At 62.2% G+C, this 17,871-nt stretch carries 13 protein-coding genes and 1 pseudogene; 7 read left to right on the top strand and 7 right to left on the bottom strand.

Features of this window, described 5'->3' with window-relative positions:
- Positions 1 to 314 precede the first annotated feature (314 nt).
- Positions 315 to 575 (bottom strand): DUF2798 domain-containing protein, encoded by a 261-nt coding sequence (locus E2H86_RS20475; RefSeq protein ID WP_133331136.1) that lies wholly within the window; start codon positions 573 to 575, stop codon positions 315 to 317.
- Positions 576 to 688: 113 nt separating this feature from the next.
- Here E2H86_RS20475 and E2H86_RS20470 point away from each other — a divergent pair, with 113 nt between their 5' ends.
- Positions 689 to 1,618 (top strand): LysR family transcriptional regulator, encoded by a 930-nt coding sequence (locus E2H86_RS20470; protein WP_133331134.1) that lies wholly within the window; start codon positions 689 to 691, stop codon positions 1,616 to 1,618.
- A 42-nt stretch (positions 1,619 to 1,660) separates the two neighbouring features.
- Here the strand turns inward: E2H86_RS20470 and E2H86_RS20465 are convergent, their stop codons facing one another.
- From E2H86_RS20465 to E2H86_RS20455, 3 genes are all read right to left on the bottom strand, one after another.
- Positions 1,661 to 2,926, bottom strand: coding sequence for an OmpP1/FadL family transporter (locus tag E2H86_RS20465; RefSeq protein WP_133331132.1), 1,266 nt, complete (start codon positions 2,924 to 2,926; stop codon positions 1,661 to 1,663).
- A 145-nt stretch (positions 2,927 to 3,071) separates the two neighbouring features.
- Positions 3,072 to 3,554, bottom strand: coding sequence for a hypothetical protein (locus E2H86_RS20460; protein WP_133331130.1), 483 nt, complete (start codon positions 3,552 to 3,554; stop codon positions 3,072 to 3,074).
- 248 nt (positions 3,555 to 3,802) lie between these two features.
- Positions 3,803 to 4,027 carry a hypothetical protein gene (locus tag E2H86_RS20455; RefSeq protein WP_016715487.1) on the bottom strand — a complete coding sequence of 75 codons (225 nt, stop codon included), beginning with the start codon at positions 4,025 to 4,027 and terminating at the stop codon, positions 3,803 to 3,805.
- A gap of 959 nt (positions 4,028 to 4,986) precedes the next feature.
- Between E2H86_RS20455 and E2H86_RS20450 the strand changes: the two genes are divergently transcribed.
- Together E2H86_RS20450 and rmuC are read left to right on the top strand one after the other, a co-directional pair.
- Positions 4,987 to 5,409 (top strand): tetratricopeptide repeat protein, encoded by a 423-nt coding sequence (locus E2H86_RS20450; RefSeq protein WP_133331128.1) that lies wholly within the window; start codon positions 4,987 to 4,989, stop codon positions 5,407 to 5,409.
- A 186-nt stretch (positions 5,410 to 5,595) separates the two neighbouring features.
- The gene (rmuC, locus tag E2H86_RS20445; RefSeq protein ID WP_165976106.1) at positions 5,596 to 6,969 is read left to right on the top strand and encodes a DNA recombination protein RmuC; all 1,374 of its coding nucleotides are present in this window, start codon (positions 5,596 to 5,598) and stop codon (positions 6,967 to 6,969) included.
- Here rmuC and E2H86_RS20440 read toward each other — a convergent pair.
- Positions 6,941 to 10,417 (bottom strand): PAS domain-containing hybrid sensor histidine kinase/response regulator, encoded by a 3,477-nt coding sequence (locus E2H86_RS20440; protein ID WP_133331124.1) that lies wholly within the window; start codon positions 10,415 to 10,417, stop codon positions 6,941 to 6,943. The two genes, rmuC and E2H86_RS20440, sit on opposite strands and share 29 nt — an antisense overlap.
- A 198-nt stretch (positions 10,418 to 10,615) precedes the next feature.
- On the opposite strand from E2H86_RS20440, the gene E2H86_RS20435 reads away from it, so the two are divergent.
- The 3 genes from E2H86_RS20435 (at position 10,616) to E2H86_RS20425 (ending at position 13,689) form a co-directional block, all read left to right on the top strand.
- The gene (locus E2H86_RS20435; RefSeq protein ID WP_133331122.1) at positions 10,616 to 11,347 is read left to right on the top strand and encodes a GntR family transcriptional regulator; all 732 of its coding nucleotides are present in this window, start codon (positions 10,616 to 10,618) and stop codon (positions 11,345 to 11,347) included.
- A gap of 175 nt (positions 11,348 to 11,522) precedes the next feature.
- Positions 11,523 to 12,356, top strand: a complete 834-nt coding sequence (locus tag E2H86_RS20430; protein ID WP_133331120.1) for an amidohydrolase family protein — start codon at positions 11,523 to 11,525, stop codon at positions 12,354 to 12,356.
- Positions 12,357 to 12,387: 31 nt separating this feature from the next.
- Positions 12,388 to 13,689, top strand: a complete 1,302-nt coding sequence (locus tag E2H86_RS20425) for an SLC13 family permease (RefSeq protein WP_133331118.1) — start codon at positions 12,388 to 12,390, stop codon at positions 13,687 to 13,689.
- A gap of 122 nt (positions 13,690 to 13,811) precedes the next feature.
- Here the strand turns inward: E2H86_RS20425 and E2H86_RS26890 are convergent, their stop codons facing one another.
- Positions 13,812 to 14,525: a methyl-accepting chemotaxis protein gene (locus tag E2H86_RS26890; protein WP_439958287.1), complete on the bottom strand. Its 714-nt coding sequence runs from the start codon at positions 14,523 to 14,525 to the stop codon at positions 13,812 to 13,814.
- A gap of 141 nt (positions 14,526 to 14,666) precedes the next feature.
- Positions 14,667 to 15,626 (bottom strand): annotated as a pseudogene (locus E2H86_RS26885) (methyl-accepting chemotaxis protein); the annotation flags it as partial.
- Positions 15,627 to 15,959: 333 nt separating this feature from the next.
- Here E2H86_RS26885 and E2H86_RS20415 point away from each other — a divergent pair.
- Positions 15,960 to 17,837, top strand: coding sequence for a 1-acyl-sn-glycerol-3-phosphate acyltransferase (locus E2H86_RS20415; protein WP_133331114.1), 1,878 nt, complete (start codon positions 15,960 to 15,962; stop codon positions 17,835 to 17,837).
- Positions 17,838 to 17,871 lie beyond the last annotated feature (34 nt).

The raw sequence follows: 17,871 nt of genomic DNA, 5'->3' as shown, positions 1-17,871 counted from the left end.
AGTCGTAGGCCGCGCGGGCCCGGAAGGCGCCGTAGCGAGGGGACCCGTAGCGAAGCGGAGGGCCGGATGCAGGAGCAAGCGGTTTTGCGTCCCTTTTGCCAAGACAAAAGGGACCCGCCGTAAAGGCGGAAGGGGCCAGTAGCGCCGCTACATCCCTCGGATCAGCCACACAAGCCCAAAGCCCCAACCCCGGAGCCCCCAGAGAGCCCAGAGAGCCCAGAGAGCCCAGAGAGCCCAGAGAGCCCAGAGAGCCCAAAACCAAAACCCTGCCCCCACTAATCCGTGAAGAGCCCCAAAAAAGGCTGGCGGTCGAGTCAGTGTGGGTGCACGGTCAGGGCGACCAGTCGCATCACGATGGGGCGGACCATCAGTACACAGACGAACGCGACCGGCATCGCCAATTGATAAGCCTTCAGCACATTGCTCAAATAGTCCGGATTCACCCCCGCATTCGCTGCGGTGATGACGAAACACATCAACAACGCCATGATCGACGACATGTAGAACGCGAACACGTAAGGCGTGGCCGCCGGGCGAAGTCTGCGCCGAGGGCGGGGCTGGGACAGGTTGCTCATGCAAACTCCTGGATGAGGGTGAGATCGCAGGTTAGCAACGTTGGGAACGCGTCCTGTAGACCTGCTACGCTAAGTTCTTTATAAATTAATTCTTACGAATCATCAGGCGCGCCATGGACCTGTTAAACGCCATCCGCAGCTTCGTCAAGGTTGTCGAGGCCGGCAGCATCGCCGGCGGTGCGCGTGTTCTGGGCCTGACTCCGGCAGCTGTCAGCCAGAATCTGGCGCGCCTGGAAAGCCACCTGCAGGTTCGCCTGCTCAGCCGCACCACGCGCAGTATGGCTCTGACCCCCGCTGGAAACCTGTACTACGAGCGGGTCCGCCAGGTCGAACGTGAACTGACTTTGGCTGAGCAAGCGGTGACCACCCCCGACAGTGAACCGCAAGGCCGCCTGTGCATTGCCTCGACGTCCGCCTTCGGGCGGCATGTGCTGGCGCCGCTGATACCTGAGTTCAACGCTCGCTATCCGCTGCTTTCGATAGAATTGGTAATGACTGACCGTCGGGTGAATCACGCTCGCGAAGATGTCGATGTCAGCCTGCGCATCGCCCCGCAGTTGGAGGACCAGCTGCTCGCGCGACAGATAGCCCGCATTCCATTCATCTGCTGTGCATCTCCCGGCTACCTGGCCAAGGCCGGGCTGCCCGCTACACCTGAGGCCTTGCGTGGTCATCGTTGTCTGGTGTTCCGCTATCCAGTCGACGGCCGCTATCTGCGCTGGGGCTTCGTGCGTGATGGCCTGCGCTTCGAGGCCGAGTTCGGTGCCGTGCTGATCAGTGACGACATCGATGCCCTAGCCCAAATGGCGCTCAATGATGGCGGGATTACCCGACTGGCAGAGTTCATCGTTCGACCGTATCTCGACTCGGGCGCACTGGTGCCGTTGTTCGAGTACAGCGACAGTGGTCAGGCTTATGCCCAGACAGAGCCGATGGACGTCTACCTGTGCCTGGCCGACCGATTCGCCATCACCCCCAAGGTGCGTGCATTCATGGAATACCTGCGCGAATCGCTCGGCGACAGCTGGCAGGTCCAGACGTGAAAAAACCGCCACGAGGGCGGTTTTCCATACAGCGGGTGGCGATCAGAAGCGGTAGGTGAGGGAAGCACCGATACCGTGAGCGCTGTTTTCGTACTTGGCCTGGTAGCTGCCTTTGGTGGCGCTGACCTGGTTGACCTTGGTGTCTTCTTCCCACAGATAAGAGTAAGCCACGTCGATGGTCATGTCGTCGTTCGGGCTCCAACCGGCACCCAGGCTGAAGACCTTGCGGTCGCCGGTCGGAATGCGTGGAGAACGGTCGGTGTTGTTGGTCGGGGACTGGTCCACGGTGAAGCCGGTGCGCAGTACCCACTCCTTGTTGACGCGGTAGGAGGCACCGATGGCGTGGGCCCAGGTATCGTGCCAGTTCTGTTCCTCGGTGATGGTCTCGAACGCCGAACCTTGCAGCGGTGCTGGGACATCGTTCTGCACGGTGATGTTTTCCAGACGGCTCCAGCGAGTCCAGGTGCTACCGGCATACAGAGTCCAGTGATCATCCAGTTCGTGGGTCACGGAAAGATCGACGGATTCAGGCGTCTTGATCTTCAGGGTGGCGTCGAACTTGCTGCCGTCGTAGGGACCGATCAGCGGGGTGCTGACGCGGGTCTTGCCTTCGAGCTTGTAATCGACCATCGAGTGATAGGTCAGGCCGATGCGAGTACGGTCGGTTGCCTGGACCAGAATACCGATGTTGTAGCCAACGGCGGTGTCGTCACCCTTGATTTTCACTTCGCCGTCGTTGCTGCCAGGGCTGAAGGGGTTGATCAGACTCGAACCCAACTCACCCTCGATGCGGTTGATGGTCGGGCCAAAGCCGATCGACACCTTGTCGTTGAAGGCATAGCTGACGGTCGGCTGGAAGGTGACGACCTGGACATGGCTCTTTTTACCCCAGTAGCGGGCGGCGTCGTCACTGCCGTAGTCGGTTACCAGGCCGAACGGTACGTAGACACCGAAACCGACGCTCCAGTGATCGTCGAGCGGTTTGACGTAGTAGCCCATGGGCACGCCAACGGTTGGCACCATATCACCATCGGTTTCCCCCCCGAGGTTGCTGCCTGGCCCGGAAATATCGGTTTTTGCGATGACGGCTGCGCCGCCCACGGTGAACTGTTCGCGCTTCAGGCGGGACATGCCCGCAGGGTTGCCGAACACGGTGCTGGCATCTTCGGCAGAAGAAGAACGACCCGCGAAACCCGTACCCATGGCGCTGATGCTTTGCTCGTTGAGCGCAAAGCCACTGGCGAGCAGTTGGCTGGAAGCGACGGCAACGGCTACGCCGAGGGAGGTTTTGAGCATTGCTTTTTTCATTATTAGAACTCCTTGAGGTCTCCGGGGCGAAAAGCTACCAACAAATCACGCGCCGCGCTATAGGCTCAAACGCAGGAGATAGAGCGCTTTTGTAGGACAATCCGACCAAAATTCCTTTTTATCTCATCACAATGTAGGACCAGTCTTACGAGGCCTGTGGGATCTTTTGCGAGACGCAGGTCTGCCAGGCGACCGTGAAGTCGCGCAGGCGGCCTTGCGGATGGAACACCTGGCGCCAGATTCGTGCCAGCCCGAGTAAGTCGTCGGCCGCCGGCAATGGCGCAGCGTGCTCCTCGATGAGCATCCAGGCGATGGCGGTGGAGTAACGCAGATTGACGGCCAGTTCCAGGTAAGGGCCGCCGAGGAAGGCGTGCTGACTGGCCAGGCCGCGGACGAGGCTGGCAAGGTCTGGGTCGCGGGCCAGGTACTGGTCCCATAGGGCCTGGTGACGTTGCTCGCCGATCCGGTACAGGCCGTGCCCGCGCCGATCATGCAGTACCGAGCCGAGGGCCGACTGGCTGGCGGCAACGCCCAGCAACAAAGCTTCAGCGCTGGCGCAATGACGGTTGAGGTAGACCAGGGTTGGCCGGATCACATACTGACACAATTCCTTCGCGGCAATACTCATAATGCCCTCGAGCAGTAATGAGCCGACGGGCGCTGGAGCTTGGCAGCTAGTGAATGGTCAGGCCCGCCGGAAGCGGCTCGCACCGCTCGAGTTGAAGTGTAGTGTGATAATGCGGGTGTAAAAGGCTGTTTTTAAATCGATTGCGGCCCGTCGCCCCGCGCCATATGCCTTGTGGCAATTACGCCAAGAACCAATGGCTGTACGGGAGACGGCTGCATTCAGCGGCTGAATACCAAGGTATTCGCCGCTCACGCGGTCAGTGACTGACGTGTACGGGCGATGACTGCCTGCAATGGCTCCGATCGGCTGTACTGTTCTGGGTACAGGCGCTCGGTGTGGCAGGCGACGCCGTGCTCGTCCACCAGGGTGAAACTGAAGCTGCCCTTGCGGGGAGCCACGATGAGGCATTTCAACGGCGAAAAGGCCTGGGAGAGGGTGCCAATGGCAGCCTGAATTTGATGATGAGTGTGCATGTTGTTGGATGTTCCTGCTTTAAACACGGGGATTAAGATCCGTGCATGATAGAAACGTTCCAGTGACGCCTTTATTAAGGGACGAACGAACCTGACCGGAACAGGGCAGCCAGAGAGGGCGCAATCAAATAGGGGCGCTTGGGCTGACTGGTAGGTACTTCAGAAGGCAGGCAATGCTCCGGGGCCAAGGTTCTAGGCTGCCGGGCTGGATCCTGATCAATCTGTCACGTGATTCGTGCTTGGGCAGCGGAAGGCTGGCGAGTGAATCATCGATTGGCCGGTCCTGGTTTCAGCGGCGGGCATCTCTGTGACGCGCACAGAAGAATGGGCAGCAAGGACTCGAATGGCCGGAATTGACTTTCAGCTGGGTACTAACGGAGCGCACCTTAGCGCAGATGCAGGTATTTGGCAAGCACTTTCACTTGTGCTTCGAGGAGCCGAACATTATGGCGTCAATCACCATGGCTGTGAAGGGGGTGAACGATCCGGGAACCGCCACGATGTGCTGATTCAGTGCATCATCGTCCGCCAACCAAGCCGGTTGTGCACATTTGCAGTGCGGGTTGTAACGGGTCGGCAACAAGGCCACAGACGCTCGCCAATGACTTGACTAGCGCCTTAAGTCAATGAAAAAAAACACTAATTTTTGCTGGTGAAAAAATCGTCAGTTTGACTGAGGCCCCCGTTTTACGGGGGTTTGAGAGCCCTTTAGAGGCGTTGTCCACCGACTTATCCACAGGAACTGTGGATTGTCCAAAGCGCTTGCTCTAGAACGGGCGTGCCAGCAATCTGCAGGACCATCCGACAATTGTCGAGCACCGACTGACTGTCCGGTCCGACGATCGGAAGCGTCAAGAAAAGATCATTTAAAATTTTTTCCATCCAATGGGAATCTGCGCGCCTGAAGAACGAAAAAAGAGTAGAGTGGCGCGCTTTTCGAATTGCCATGCTGCCTGGTCATGAAGTTTCGCGGTAAATCACTCGTCCCACCCGCTGCACCGTCGTCGGCGGCGCCTGCCAAACGTTTTTCCCTCAAAGTGGCCTTATGGTTGCTCGACAGTCCGCGCCTGGGGGACAAACCCCAGGTCAAGCATCTGGCCGGGCGCCTGCTCAAGCAGCCGGCGCGCCAGGGCGTGGTTGTGGCGCAGAGTCGCCTGGGACAGATGCTCTGTCGCGATTGCGGAAATTCCCGTGATCGGCGTATTGGCCACGAACTGCTGCGCCAGGCAGCCCGCGCCGGGGACCGGCGGGCCCAGTTGGAGTATGCGCGGGTGTGCCAGTCCAGCGAGCCGGAGCAGGCGCGGTACTGGCTGGAGCTGGCCGCGGGGCAGGGCTCGCAGGAGGCGCGTGGTTTGCTCAGGCTGTGGTTTCCTGAGGGGTGATGCGGCACAGGCAGCCCGTCCGTCAGGCTGATAAGCTGCACTGCATTTGTATCAGCATCGATCGGGGTAACCATGGCAGTGGATCTGACCAGCATCCTGCTGGGCATCGTAATGGCGGCGGTGCCATGCGTGGGCTGGGTCATCCAGCAACAGCGTCGCTATAGCCGCCGCGAGGGGGAGCACGCGTTGCTGGAGGAGCGCCTGCACAGCGCGCAGCTTGCCCAGGAAGGCCTGCAAGCCCAGCTCGAGGCCAATCGCGACGAGATCAGCGACCTCAGCGAAGCCAACACCGTCAAGCAGGCCCAGTTGGCCGCTCAAGGCCGCGAACTGGAGCTTTTGCAGATCGAGCGCGACAACGCCCGCGATGCCGCCCATGCCTGGAACCTCGAGCGTGCCAACCGCGAGGCCGAGTTGCGTCGGCTCGAGGCCCAGGCTGCCGGGCTGCAAGCCGAGCTGCGCGAGCAGCAGGAAAGTCACCAACAGCGCCTGGACGATCTGCAGGAGGCCCGCGATACGCTGCGTGCCCAGTTCGCCGACCTGGCCACGAAGATCTTCGACGAGCGCGAGCAACGCTTCGCCCAGACCAGCCAGCAGCACCTGGGGCAATTGCTCGACCCGCTGAAGGAGCGCATCCAGGCTTTCGAGAAGCGTGTGGAGGAGAGCTACCAGCAAGAAGCGCGCGAGCGATTCTCCCTGGGCAAGGAGCTGGAACGTCTGCAGCAGCTCAATCTGCGCTTGTCCGACGAGGCGACCAACCTGACCCAAGCGCTCAAGGGGCAGAAAACCCAGGGTAACTGGGGCGAGCTGATTCTCGAGCGGGTACTGGAGCACGCGGGGCTTGAAAAAGGTCGTGAATACCAGACCCAGGTCAGCCTCAAAAGCGCCGATGGCGAACGCTTCCAGCCCGATGTGTTGATCATGCTGCCTGGCGACAAGCAGGTCGTGGTGGACGCTAAAGTCAGTCTCACCGCCTACCAACAGTTCGTCAGCAACAACGACGAAAACGCGCTAAAGCAACACGTGCAATCGTTGCGCAGCCATGTCAAAGGCTTGTCGAGCAAGGACTACAGCCGTCTCGAAGGTCTGCACAGCCTGGATTTCGTCCTGCTCTTCGTGCCTATCGAAGCGGCATTCTCGGCAGCCTTGCAGGCCGAGCCCAACCTGTTCCAGGAGGCCTTCGATCGACAGATCGTCATCGTCAGCCCGACCACGCTGCTGGCGACCCTGCGGGTCATCGACAGCCTGTGGAAACAGGAGCGTCAGGGCCAGAACGCGCGGGAGATCGCCGAGCGCGCAGGATGGCTCTACGACAAGTTCGTGCTGTTCATCCAGGATCTGGACGAGCTGGGCAATCGTCTGCAGCAGGTGGACAAAGCCTATGCTTCGGCGCGCAACAAGCTCTGCGAGGGGCGTGGCAACCTCGTCAGCCGCAGCGAGCAGCTCAAGCTGCTCGGCGCGCGGGCGAGCAAGAGTCTGCCGGCCGACCTGCTGGAGCGGGCACTGTCCGACGAGGCGCTGGCCGGCGAGGCGGTTACTGAGCCAGGCTCAGATGACGGTTGAGCAGGGCGCGCAAGGCCGCCGGCTTGACCGGCTTTGCCAGGTAGTCGAGCCCGGCGGCATGGACCGAGGCAATGGTCTCGTTGCGCCCATCGGCGCTGATCACCACACCCGGAACCGGCTCGCCGAGGCGCGTGCGTAGCCAGCCCATCAGCTCGGTGCCGGTCTCGCCGTCGTCGAGGTGGTAGTCCACCAGCGCCAAATGCGGGCGCATGCCCTTGGTCAGCAACGCCTCGCATTCTTCCCGGTTGCGTGCCGTCCAGACCTGGCAGCCCCAGCGGCTGAGCAGGCTGTGCATGCCGATCAGAATGCTTTCTTCGTTATCCACGCAGAGCACCTGCAGCCCAGCCAGTGGTTGAGCGCTCTGTTCTACCGCGAGGGCCGGCGCCGGAGCGGCCTGATGGGCGATCGGCACGCTGACTCGGAACACCGTGCCGCGGCCTGGCCACGAGCGGACCTCCAGCGGATGACCCAGCACCCGGCACAGGCCGTCGGCGATCGCCAGGCCCAGGCCCAGGCCTTTTTCGGCGCGGGTCTGATGGCTGTCCAGGCGTTTGAACTCCTGGAAGATCACCTGCAGCTTGTCGTCGGCGATCCCCGGTCCGCGATCCCACACCTCCAGCCACAAACGCTGGCCCTGGCGGCGCACACCCAGCAGGATCGGTCCCTTGCCGTAACGGAGGGCATTGGTCAGGAAGTTCTGCAGCACCCGGCGCAGCAGCTTCATATCGCTGTCGATACGCAGGCGGCTGCCACGCAGACGGAACTCCAGTCCCTTCTCCGCCGCCAGCAGCTTGAACTCCGCCCCCAGGGTGTCGAACAGCTCGTTGAGGGCGAAGGGTTTGGCGTCGGGCGTGACCTTGCCGTTTTCCAGGCGAGAGATGTCGAGAAGGTCGCTGATCAGTTCCTCGGCCGAGCGCAACGAGCTGTCCATATGTTGCACCAGTTGCTGCGCCTCCTCGTTCATGGCGCCCTCAGCCTGCTGAGACAGTGCGGCGGAGAACAGCCTCGCTGCATTGAGCGGTTGCATCAGGTCATGGCTGACCGCGGCCAGGAAGCGGCTCTTGGACTGGCTGACCGCCTCGGCCTGGCTCTTGGCTTCGCTCAGCGCCTGGTTCAACTGCGACAGCTCGTGGGTGCGCTCGGCCACCCTTTGCTCAAGGCTTTCATTGGCTTCGCGCAGCGCCTGTTCGGCTTCGCGGAACGGCGTGATGTCGGTGAAGCTCATGACGAAACCGCCACCGGGCATCGGGTTGCCGATCAGCTCGATCACCCGTCCGTTGGGGAACAGCCGCTCGGAGGAATGCGCCCGACCTTGGCGCATCCAGTGCAGGCGGCGAGCTACGTGGACCTGTGCTTCGCCAGGCCCGCACAGGCCGCGTTCGGCGTTATAGCGGATGATGTCGGCAATCGGTCGGCCGACGCTGATCAGCCCGTCGGGGTAGTTGAACAGTTCCAGGTAGCGACGGTTCCAGGCCACCAGGTGCAGATTCTGGTCGACCACGCTGATGCCCTGGTTGATGTTCTCGATGGCGCCTTGCAGCAAGGCGCGGTTGAATTGCAGCACCTCGCTGGCTTCGTCGGCGATACGCACGACATCTTCGAGCTGCATGTCGCGGCCTTCGATGGCTGCCTTGACCACCGCGCGCGTGGAGGACGTGCCGAGCACGCCGGCGAGCAGGCGCTCGGTATGTTCGATCCAGTCGCCGTCGGCGTTCTGGTTGGGGTTGAAGCCCTTGCCTTGGCGGTAGGCGAAGCGGATGAAGCTTTGCCGTGCGCGTTCTTCACCGACGAAGCGCGCGGCCAGGTTGAGCAGGTCGTCGATCTGCACCGCCAGCAACGGCTTGCTGCTCAGGCGGGCAGGCTGCTGGCCGATGAAACGCCCGGCCTGCCAGTGCTCGGAAACCCGCGTGCGCGACAGGATCGAGACCCAGGCGAACAGTGTGAAGTTGCCTGCCAGCGAGAGCACCACGCCCTGGGTGAGCGGCGTGATGGGCAGGTTCAGCGGGTTGCCGTGCAGCCAGGCAAGGCCCGGGAACAGTTCCAGCGACCAGCCCAGGCTTTGTGCGGTGATCGGCAGCACCAGGGTGTAGAACCACAGGAATATCCCTGCCGCCAGGCCGGCGAACACGCCGCGGCGGTTGGCCTGCTTCCAGTACAGCGCGCCGAGCATGGCCGGGGTCAGCTGGGTGACGGCGGCGAAGGCGATCTGGCCGATGGTCGCCAGGCTCGCGGTGGAGCCGAGCAGGCGGTAGCTGACATAGGCCAGCAGCAGGATGACCACGATGGTCACCCGGCGCACCGACAGCATCCAATGGCGAAACGCTTCGAACGGGCGCTCGGCGTTATTGCGGCGCAACAGCCACGGCAGCAGCATGTCGTTGGAAACCATGGTCGACAGCGCCACGGCCTCGACGATGACCATGCCGGTAGCCGCCGAGGCGCCGCCGATGAACGCCAGCAGGGCCAGGCTCGGATGCGCCTCGGCCAGCGGCAGGCTGATGACGAACGAGTCGGAAATCACCGCGCCCGGCAGCAACATCTGCCCGGCCAGGGCGATCGGCACCACGAACAGCGCCGCCAAAGCCAGGTAGGCCGGGAACACCCAGCGCGCCAGGCGCATGTCCTGTGGCTCGATGTTCTCCACCACGGTGACGTGGAATTGCCGTGGCAGACAGATGATCGCCATCATCGCCACGGCGGTCTGCACCACCATCGACGGCCAATTGATGGTCTCCTGCCAATAGCTGTCGAGCTGCACCGCCTGGCGTGCCTGGCCCAGCAGGTCGTCGAAGCCATCGTACAAGTTGAAGACCACGAACACGCCCACGGCGAGAAAGGCCAGTAGTTTGATCAGCGATTCGAAGGCGATCGCCAGGACCATGCCGCGGTGGTGCTCGGTGACGTCCAAACTGCGGGTGCCGAAGACAATGGCGAACAGCGCCAGCACCAGCGACACCACCAACGCGGTGTCCTGCACGCGGGTGCCGGTGGCGTCGGCGTTGGCGCCGATCAGCAGATTGACGCCGAGCACGATGCCCTTGAGCTGCAATGCGATGTACGGCAGCACGCCGACCAGACAGATCAGCGCCACCACCACCGCCAGGCTCTGCGACTTGCCGTAGCGTGCGGCGATGAAGTCGGCGATCGAGGTGATGTTCTGCTGTTTGCTGATCAGCACCATCTTCTGCAGCACCCACGGCGCGAAGATCATCAGCAGCACAGGGCCCAGGTAGATGGGCAAGAACGCCCAGAGCTGTTCGGCGGCCTGGCCGACCGCGCCGAAGAACGTCCAGCTGGTGCAGTACACCGCCAGCGACAGGCTGTACACCCAGGCACGCAGGCGCGGCGGCAATGGTGTGCTGCGACGGTCGCCGTAGAAGGCGATGGCGAACATGATGGCCATATAGGCCAGGGCGACCACGGCGATCAGCCCGCTGGACAACGACATGGAAACTCCGGAGCAAGAAAGATAACGCGGTCCCGATCAGTCAGTCTGGCATGCAGGCGACGGTTCGTCAGCGCCGACATTGGTTGTAGGCCCTGACCATCAGCGCTGGCGACGGAGGATTGACAGCAGGCCCCCCACCGGGAATCCTTTCAACCGGTCAGACCTATAGATGTTTGCATGAAAAACCGAGAGCGTCCCATGCCCCAATTGTCCGGTGATGCCCGACTACCCCGTTACCAACTGCTGCGTGACCACCTGATCGCTCAGATCGCCAATCACCGCTGGCGCCCAGGCGAGGCGATCGCCACCGAGGCGGCACTGGCCAGTGAATTCGACATGTCCGTCGGCACCGTACGCAAGGCGGTCGACGCCCTGGTGGCCGAAGGCGTGCTGGAGCGCCAGCAGGGCCGTGGCACCTTCATCCGCCGCCCGCAGTTCCAGTCCTCGCTGTTTCGTTTCTTCCGGTTCGAGGGTGCCCATGGCGAACGGCTGATGCCTGACAGCCGTATCCTCTCTGTCGACCCGCTGCCAGCCCCGGCTGTCGCTGCCCAGGCACTGGGCCTGCAGGAAGGCGAGCAAGCGATCCGAATCCTGCGTGTGCGTCTGCTGGGCGCCCAGCCGGTGCTGGCAGAAGAGATCTGGCTGTCGCGAGCACTGTTCCAGCCGTTGTTGCAGGTCGAACTGAATACGATGGGGCCTTTGCTGTATCCCATCTACGAAAGCCTGTGCGGCCAGGTGGTGGCTTCGGCTGAAGAGGTGCTCACCGCCGAAGCGGCCGCCGAGGAGCATGCCCGCCTCTTGCAACTGCCGGTGCAAACCCCGGTGGTGGTGATCGAGCGCCTGGCCCGCGACTATGCCGGCAACCCGCTCGAGTGGCGCCGGTCGCGAGGGCATGCCCAGCACTTCCGTTACCGCATCGACATTCGTTGATGGTCGATGGCGCCCCTGGATCGGGGCGCCGCTTTCTGATTACCCCTGATCGTTCGCTGATTGACAGCGCCACACGGCTGGCTATATGTTCATATATTCATATATATGACTACATGTTTATAAAAATCCGCGACGCCTCGCCGCCGCCATAACAATCGACCAGGGTGATCACTCCATGACCAGCCCCCATCTGCCCCGCATCAGTGGTATCGATACCCACGCCCATATCTTCCGGCAGGACCTGCCGATGGTTCCGAATCGTCGATACAGCCCGGATTATGACGCGCTGATCGAGCAGTACCTCGCTCATCTCGATCGTCATGGGCTGTCCCACGGCGTGCTCATCCAGCCCAGCTTCCTGGGTACCGACAACCACTACATGCTCCAGGCCTTGCGCCGCTATCCCCAGCGCTTGCGTGGCGTAGCGGTGGTGGACGCCAGCATCAGCGACCAGCAACTCGATGACCTGGCGGAAGCGGGCGTGGTCGGGATCCGTCTGAACCTGATCGGCAAGCGCCTGGCCGACTATGCCGGTCCTGAGTGGACGAGCTTGTTCAAGCGTTTGGCCCAACGCGGTTGGCAAGTGGAGATTCAACGAGGCTCCGCTGACCTGGCGTTGATCGTGCCGTCGATCCTGGCCTGTGGCGTGGACGTGGTGATCGACCATTTTGGCTTGCCAGCCGACGGTATCGACTTGAACAACGACAGCCACCGGATCTTCCTGCACCTGCTCGCCGAACCGAAGCTGTGGCTGAAATTGTCAGCCGCTTACCGCAGCCAGTCCGACCTGGCCAAGGCCAAGGTGCTGTTGGCGCAGATGCGTGAGGCCGCCGGAGGGGTCGAGCGTTTCCTGTGGGGCAGCGACTGGCCCAATACCCAGTTCGAGCAGCAGACCGGCTATGCCGAGCAGTACGCCTTGTTCGAGGCCTTGCTGCCCGATGCCGGCGAGCGCACCCAGATGTTATGCCACAACCCGGTAAAGCTGTTCGGCTTCGACCGTTGCCGCTGATAATTCGATAACAACAACAGGACACTTCAACATGATGAGCATGCTCGTCGTCGCCGCCATCGTCGCGGCCGTCGCCCTCGGCTACAAGACCAAGATCAACATCGGTCTGTTCGCCATCGCTTTCGCCTACCTGATCGGCTGCTTCGGCATGGGCCTGAGCCCGTCCGAGATCATCGGCATGTGGCCGCTGAAGATCTTCTTCGTGATCTTCTCGGTCTGCCTGTTCTACAGTTTCGCCACGGTCAACGGCACCTTGGAAAAGCTCGCCGAACACCTGATCTACCGATGCCGGGCGATGCCGCAGTTGTTGCCCTTCGCGGTATTCTTCGCCGCTACCCTCATCGCTGCCATGGGCGCCGGTTACTACACCGTGCTGGCATTCATGGCGCCGATCACCCTGTTGCTCTGCGAGCGCACCGGCATGAGCTTGATCGTCGGTGGCATGGCGGTGAACTACGGTGCATTGAGCGGCGCGAACTTCATGTCCAGCCAGAGCGGTATCATCTTCCGCGGCTTGATGACCAATGCCGGTATCAGTGACAACCAGGCGTTCATCAACGCAGCCGGTATCTTCGCCAGCACCCTGATCATTCCGTTGCTGGTGATCTCGGCGTTCGTCTTCCTCGCCGGCCATGGTCGTGCCTTGAAAGCATCGGCTTTCAACGCCACGGCACCAGAGCCGCTCAACGCTCAGCAGAAGACCACGTTGTGGCTGACCCTGGCGATGATGGCGATCGTGCTGGCAGCGCCTGTGGCAAGCATCATCCTGCCTGACAACGCTACCGTCAGCTTCATCAATGCCAAGATGGACATCGGCCTGATCGCCAGCATCTTCTCGGTGATCGCGCTGCTGCTGAAGCTCGGTGACGAGCGCAAGGCCATGGCTACCGTGCCTTGGGGGACGCTGATCATGATCTGCGGCGTGGGTATGCTGATTTCCGTGGCGATCAAGGCGGGTACCATCGCCATTCTCGCGTCCTGGATCGGCAGCAGCATTCCGCCGATTCTGGTGCCGGTGGTATTCGGCGTGGTGGCGGCGTTCATGTCGATCTTCTCCAGCACTTTGGGCGTCGTGACCCCGGCGCTGTTCCCGCTGGTGATGCCGATTGCCCAGAGCATGGGCATCGAGCCGATGATCCTGTTCATCGCCATCGTGGCTGGCGCGCAGGCTACCTCGATTTCGCCGTTCTCCTCGGGCGGCAGCCTGATCCTGGGCTCGTGCAGCAACGACAAGAGCCGCGGTTCGCTGTTCCCACAACTGTTGTTCAAGGCGGCGCCGATCGGTTTCGTAGCGGCACTGGGCTTCAATCTGGTCCTGACGTTCGTGCTCTGAGGCTGTTTGGCAACACCGAAACCGCAGCCCTGGTTTAATCTCGATCATGGGGCCGCAAAGCGGCCCCATATTGCTTAACTGTCTGGTATTAATCTTGGCTGCGGTGATGTGTGCCCCGACGTTTACAGGCGGAAGCGGCTGATCATCTGTTGCAACTGGCTGCCCAAGCGTGCCAGTTCGACGCTGGATGCCGACGTCTGCTGGCTGGCCTCGGCAGTCTGCTCGGAAATGTCCCGTACCGTCACCACGCTGCGGCTGATTTCCTCGGCGACCGCACTTTGCTGTTCCGAGGCCGCGGCGATCTGCTGGTTCATCGACTGGATCGCCGACACTCGCTGGGTAATGCCCTCCAGTGCCACGCCCGCCTCGCGGACCAGGGCGACGCTGCTCTCGGTCAGGCTCTGGCTTTCTTCCATCAACTCGCTGACCGACAGGGTGCCTTGCTCCAGGCTGCCGATCGCCGATTCAATCTCTAGTGTCGAGGCCTGGGTGCGCTGGGCCAGCCCACGGACTTCGTCGGCCACCACGGCGAAACCACGGCCTGCTTCGCCCGCACGCGCCGCCTCGATGGCGGCGTTGAGCGCCAGCAGGTTGGTTTGCTCGGCCACCGCCTTGATCACGTCCATGACCTTGCCGATACGCTGGCTTTCACTGCGCAAGGCGCCCATGGCCTGGCCGGTGGCGTCCACCTGGTTGGCCAGGCGGCCCATCTGGGCCACGGCACGGTTGACCACGCTGTCGCCTTCGCGGGCCTCCTCGTCGGTGGCGCTGGCCGCCTGGGAGGCTTCGCCGGCGTTACGCGCCACCTCGTGCACGGTCGCGGCCATTTCCTGCATGGCGGTCGCCACCTGGTCGGTTTCCACCTTCTGGCTGTTGGCGCCGGCGCTGGTCTGCTCGGTGATCGCCGAGAGCTCTTCGGTGGCGCTGGCAATCTGCGAAATGCCATCGCGGACCTGGGCGATCAGCTGGCGCAGGTTGCCCGTCATGCCTTGCAGCGCGTTCTGCAACTGGCCGACCTCGTCACGGCGACGGGTGCTCGGCTGTTCACTGAGGTTACCGCTGGCCACCTGTTCCAAGGCACCCAACACTTGGCGCAACGGCTGGCTGATCTGGCGGCCGATGATGATCGCGGCCAGGGCCCCGAGCAGCAGAGCGAAGAGGGTGGTGACGATCTGCAGGGACCTGGCGAACTGACTGTCCTGCTCCACTGATTGCGCCTGCGAGTCGAGCAGCTGACCGATCAAATCGGTGAGGGTATCGATGTCATGGCCCATGGCGGCACGGTAGTCACCCAGCTTGCTGACTTGGCCGCGGAATGCCTCGACCGCCTCGGCATAGGCATGCACCTGCTGCTCGAGACGCTGGAACTCACCGGCGAAGCTGCCATTGAAGTGCGCCACCAGCCTCGGTAAGTCGTTCACCGTGGTAGCGATCTGCGTGTTCATCAGCTTTTCGGTGTCGGCATTGGTATTACCGGTGTAGCCGCGCACGTGGTAGCGCAGCAGGATCAGGTTCTCGCGGATCTGGTTGATCGCCTCGATACGGGCGAAGCGTTGCTCGGCGTCGGGCAACGAGCGAACCTGCTTGCGGATCGATTCGATGCTGGCGAAGGCGTCGGTGGCCAACACACCCATCTTCTTTTGTGCCGCGCGCATGGTCTGGTAGGCCTGCAAGCTCAGCGCCTGGTTACTGGCATAGGCCTTCAGCGTTTGATCGGCCTGGCTCAGCAGGGCCAGGTTTTCGGGCTTGGCCAGGGTCTGGCGCAGCTTTCCCAAGGGCCGCTCGAAAGCTTCCGTCGCCGCCTGCAGGGCCTTGCCTTCAGACTCGCTGCCGTTGGCCATGGCATGGCGCAAGCGCGCCTCGCGCAGATCGCCGAGGGCATCATTGAGTCCGGAGACGTCGCTGACCACCTCGCTGCGGCGCACCAGGCTGCCCATGCCGTTCCAGCTGATCAACGACTGGATCAGCGTGAGGGCCAGTACCAGGCCGAAGCCGAGGAAGAGTTTGTTGGCGATCTTCAGATCGCCGAACCAGGTAAACATGCTGCTGAGCTCCTTTCTTAGCGGGGGAGGAGACCGAGGGTCTGTTCCTTCTGATTAGATGCATTCATCTATATGAATTATCGGCAGATGTAACAGAATCTGAACTTTTACTTCAATAAAAATAGTGGCTCTATGCCATCAATTGCTGCCTCACGGTTTCCCATGCAGATTTGTGGCCTGGAAGGCCAGAAGTGCCTCCAATGAAAAAGCCCCCAGGGAACGAGGACGATGAGTCAACACTCGCAATTCACCTTGCTCGGCAAGCGACGCTTCCTGCCGTTCTTCATCACTCAGGCGCTGGGCGCCTTCAACGACAACCTGTTCAAGCAGTCACTGATCCTCGCCATTCTGTTCAAGCTCGGCTTCAGCGAAGGCGCCAGCGCCATGTGGGTGAACCTGTGTGCGCTGCTGTTCATCTTGCCGTTCTTCCTGTTCTCGGCACTGGGCGGCCAGTTCGGCGAGAAGTTCGCCAAGGACGCCTTGATCCGTTTCATCAAGCTGGCCGAGATCGTCATCATGGCTATCGGGGCCCTGGGTTTCGTCACCCACCACCTGACGCTGATGCTGGTGGCGCTGTTCGGCATGGGCACCCACTCGGCGCTGTTCGGCCCGGTGAAGTACTCGATCCTGCCCCAGGCCCTGCGCGAGCAGGAGCTGGTTGGTGGCAACGGCTTGGTGGAGATGGGCACCTTCCTGGCGATTCTTGCCGGGACCATCGGCGCCGGGGTAATGATGTCGGCCGACAGCTACGCCACGGTGGTGGCCGGCGGGGTGGTCGGCACTGCGGTACTGGGCTACCTGGCCAGCCGCTGGATCCCCCGCGCCGCCGCGGCGTCACCGCAGATGGTGCTGGACTGGAACATCTTCAAGCAGTCCTGGGCGATCCTGCGCATGGGGTTGGGGCAGACCCCAGCAGTGTCGCGTTCGATCGTCGGCAACTCGTGGTTCTGGTTCGTCGGCGCCATCTATCTCACGCAGATCCCGGCCTACGCCAAGGACTGGCTGCACGGCGACAGCACCGCGGTGACCCTGGTGCTCACGCTGTTCTCGGTCGGCATCGCCCTGGGCTCGTTGCTGTGCGAGCGTCTGAGCGGTCGCAAGGTAGAAATCGGTCTGGTGCCTTTCGGCTCGTTCGGCCTGACTGTGTTCGGCCTGCTCTGGTGGTGGCACTCCGGTGACGTGCCGGCTGCGGCCACGCCACATGACTGGCTGGCGCTGCTGGGCATGCCGCAAGCGTGGTGGATCCTGGTATCGATCGTCGGCCTGGGAGTGTTCGGCGGTTTCTACATCGTGCCGCTGTACGCGCTGATCCAGGCGCGCACGGCCGAGGACGAGCGGGCCCGGGTGATCGCGGCCAACAACATCCTCAACGCTTTGTTCATGGTGGTGTCGGCGCTGCTGACCATGGTCCTGCTGGGCTTGGCCGACCTGAGCATTCCCCAGCTGTTCCTGGTAGTGTCGTTGCTCAATGTGCTGGTCAATGCTTACATATTCAGGATCGTGCCCGAGTTCACCATGCGCTTCCTGATCTGGTTGCTCAGCCACTCGATGTACCGTGTGCAGCACCGCGACCTCGAACGCATCCCAGACGAAGGCGCGGCATTGCTGGTGTGCAACCATGTCTCGTTCGTCGATGCGTTGCTGCTGGGAGGGGCGATCCGTCGGCCCATCCGCTTCGTCATGTACTACAAGATCTACAACCTTCCGGTACTCAATTTCGTCTTCCGCACGGCGGGGGCCATCCCGATTGCCGGGCGCAACGAAGACTTGGCTACCTACGAGCGTGCGTTTGCACGCATCGCTGAGTACCTGGCGGCGGGGGAGTTGGTGTGCATCTTCCCTGAAGGCAAGTTGACCGGCGATGGCGAGATCGATGTGTTCAAGGGCGGGGTCAGTCGGATCCTCGAGGAAACCCCGGTGCCGGTGATTCCTCTGGCATTGCAGGGGCTGTGGGGGAGCTTTTTCAGCCGTGACCCGGCCAAGGGCTTCTTCAAGCGCCTGTGGTCGCGGGTGACCATCGTGGCGGGCGCCGCCATCCCGGTGGAGGCGGCGCAGCCCGAGGCATTGCGGGAGCAGGTGAGCCGCTTGCGTGGTGGTGTGCGTTAGGTAGGGGGGTCAGGTTCTTCGCGGCTGGCTTGGC

This window comes from Pseudomonas putida (assembly GCF_004357765.1).
Classification (GTDB): domain Bacteria; phylum Pseudomonadota; class Gammaproteobacteria; order Pseudomonadales; family Pseudomonadaceae; genus Aquipseudomonas; species Aquipseudomonas putida_U.
Note: the sequence above shows the minus strand (reverse complement) of the source record. Positions and strands in the feature narration are given on the sequence as shown.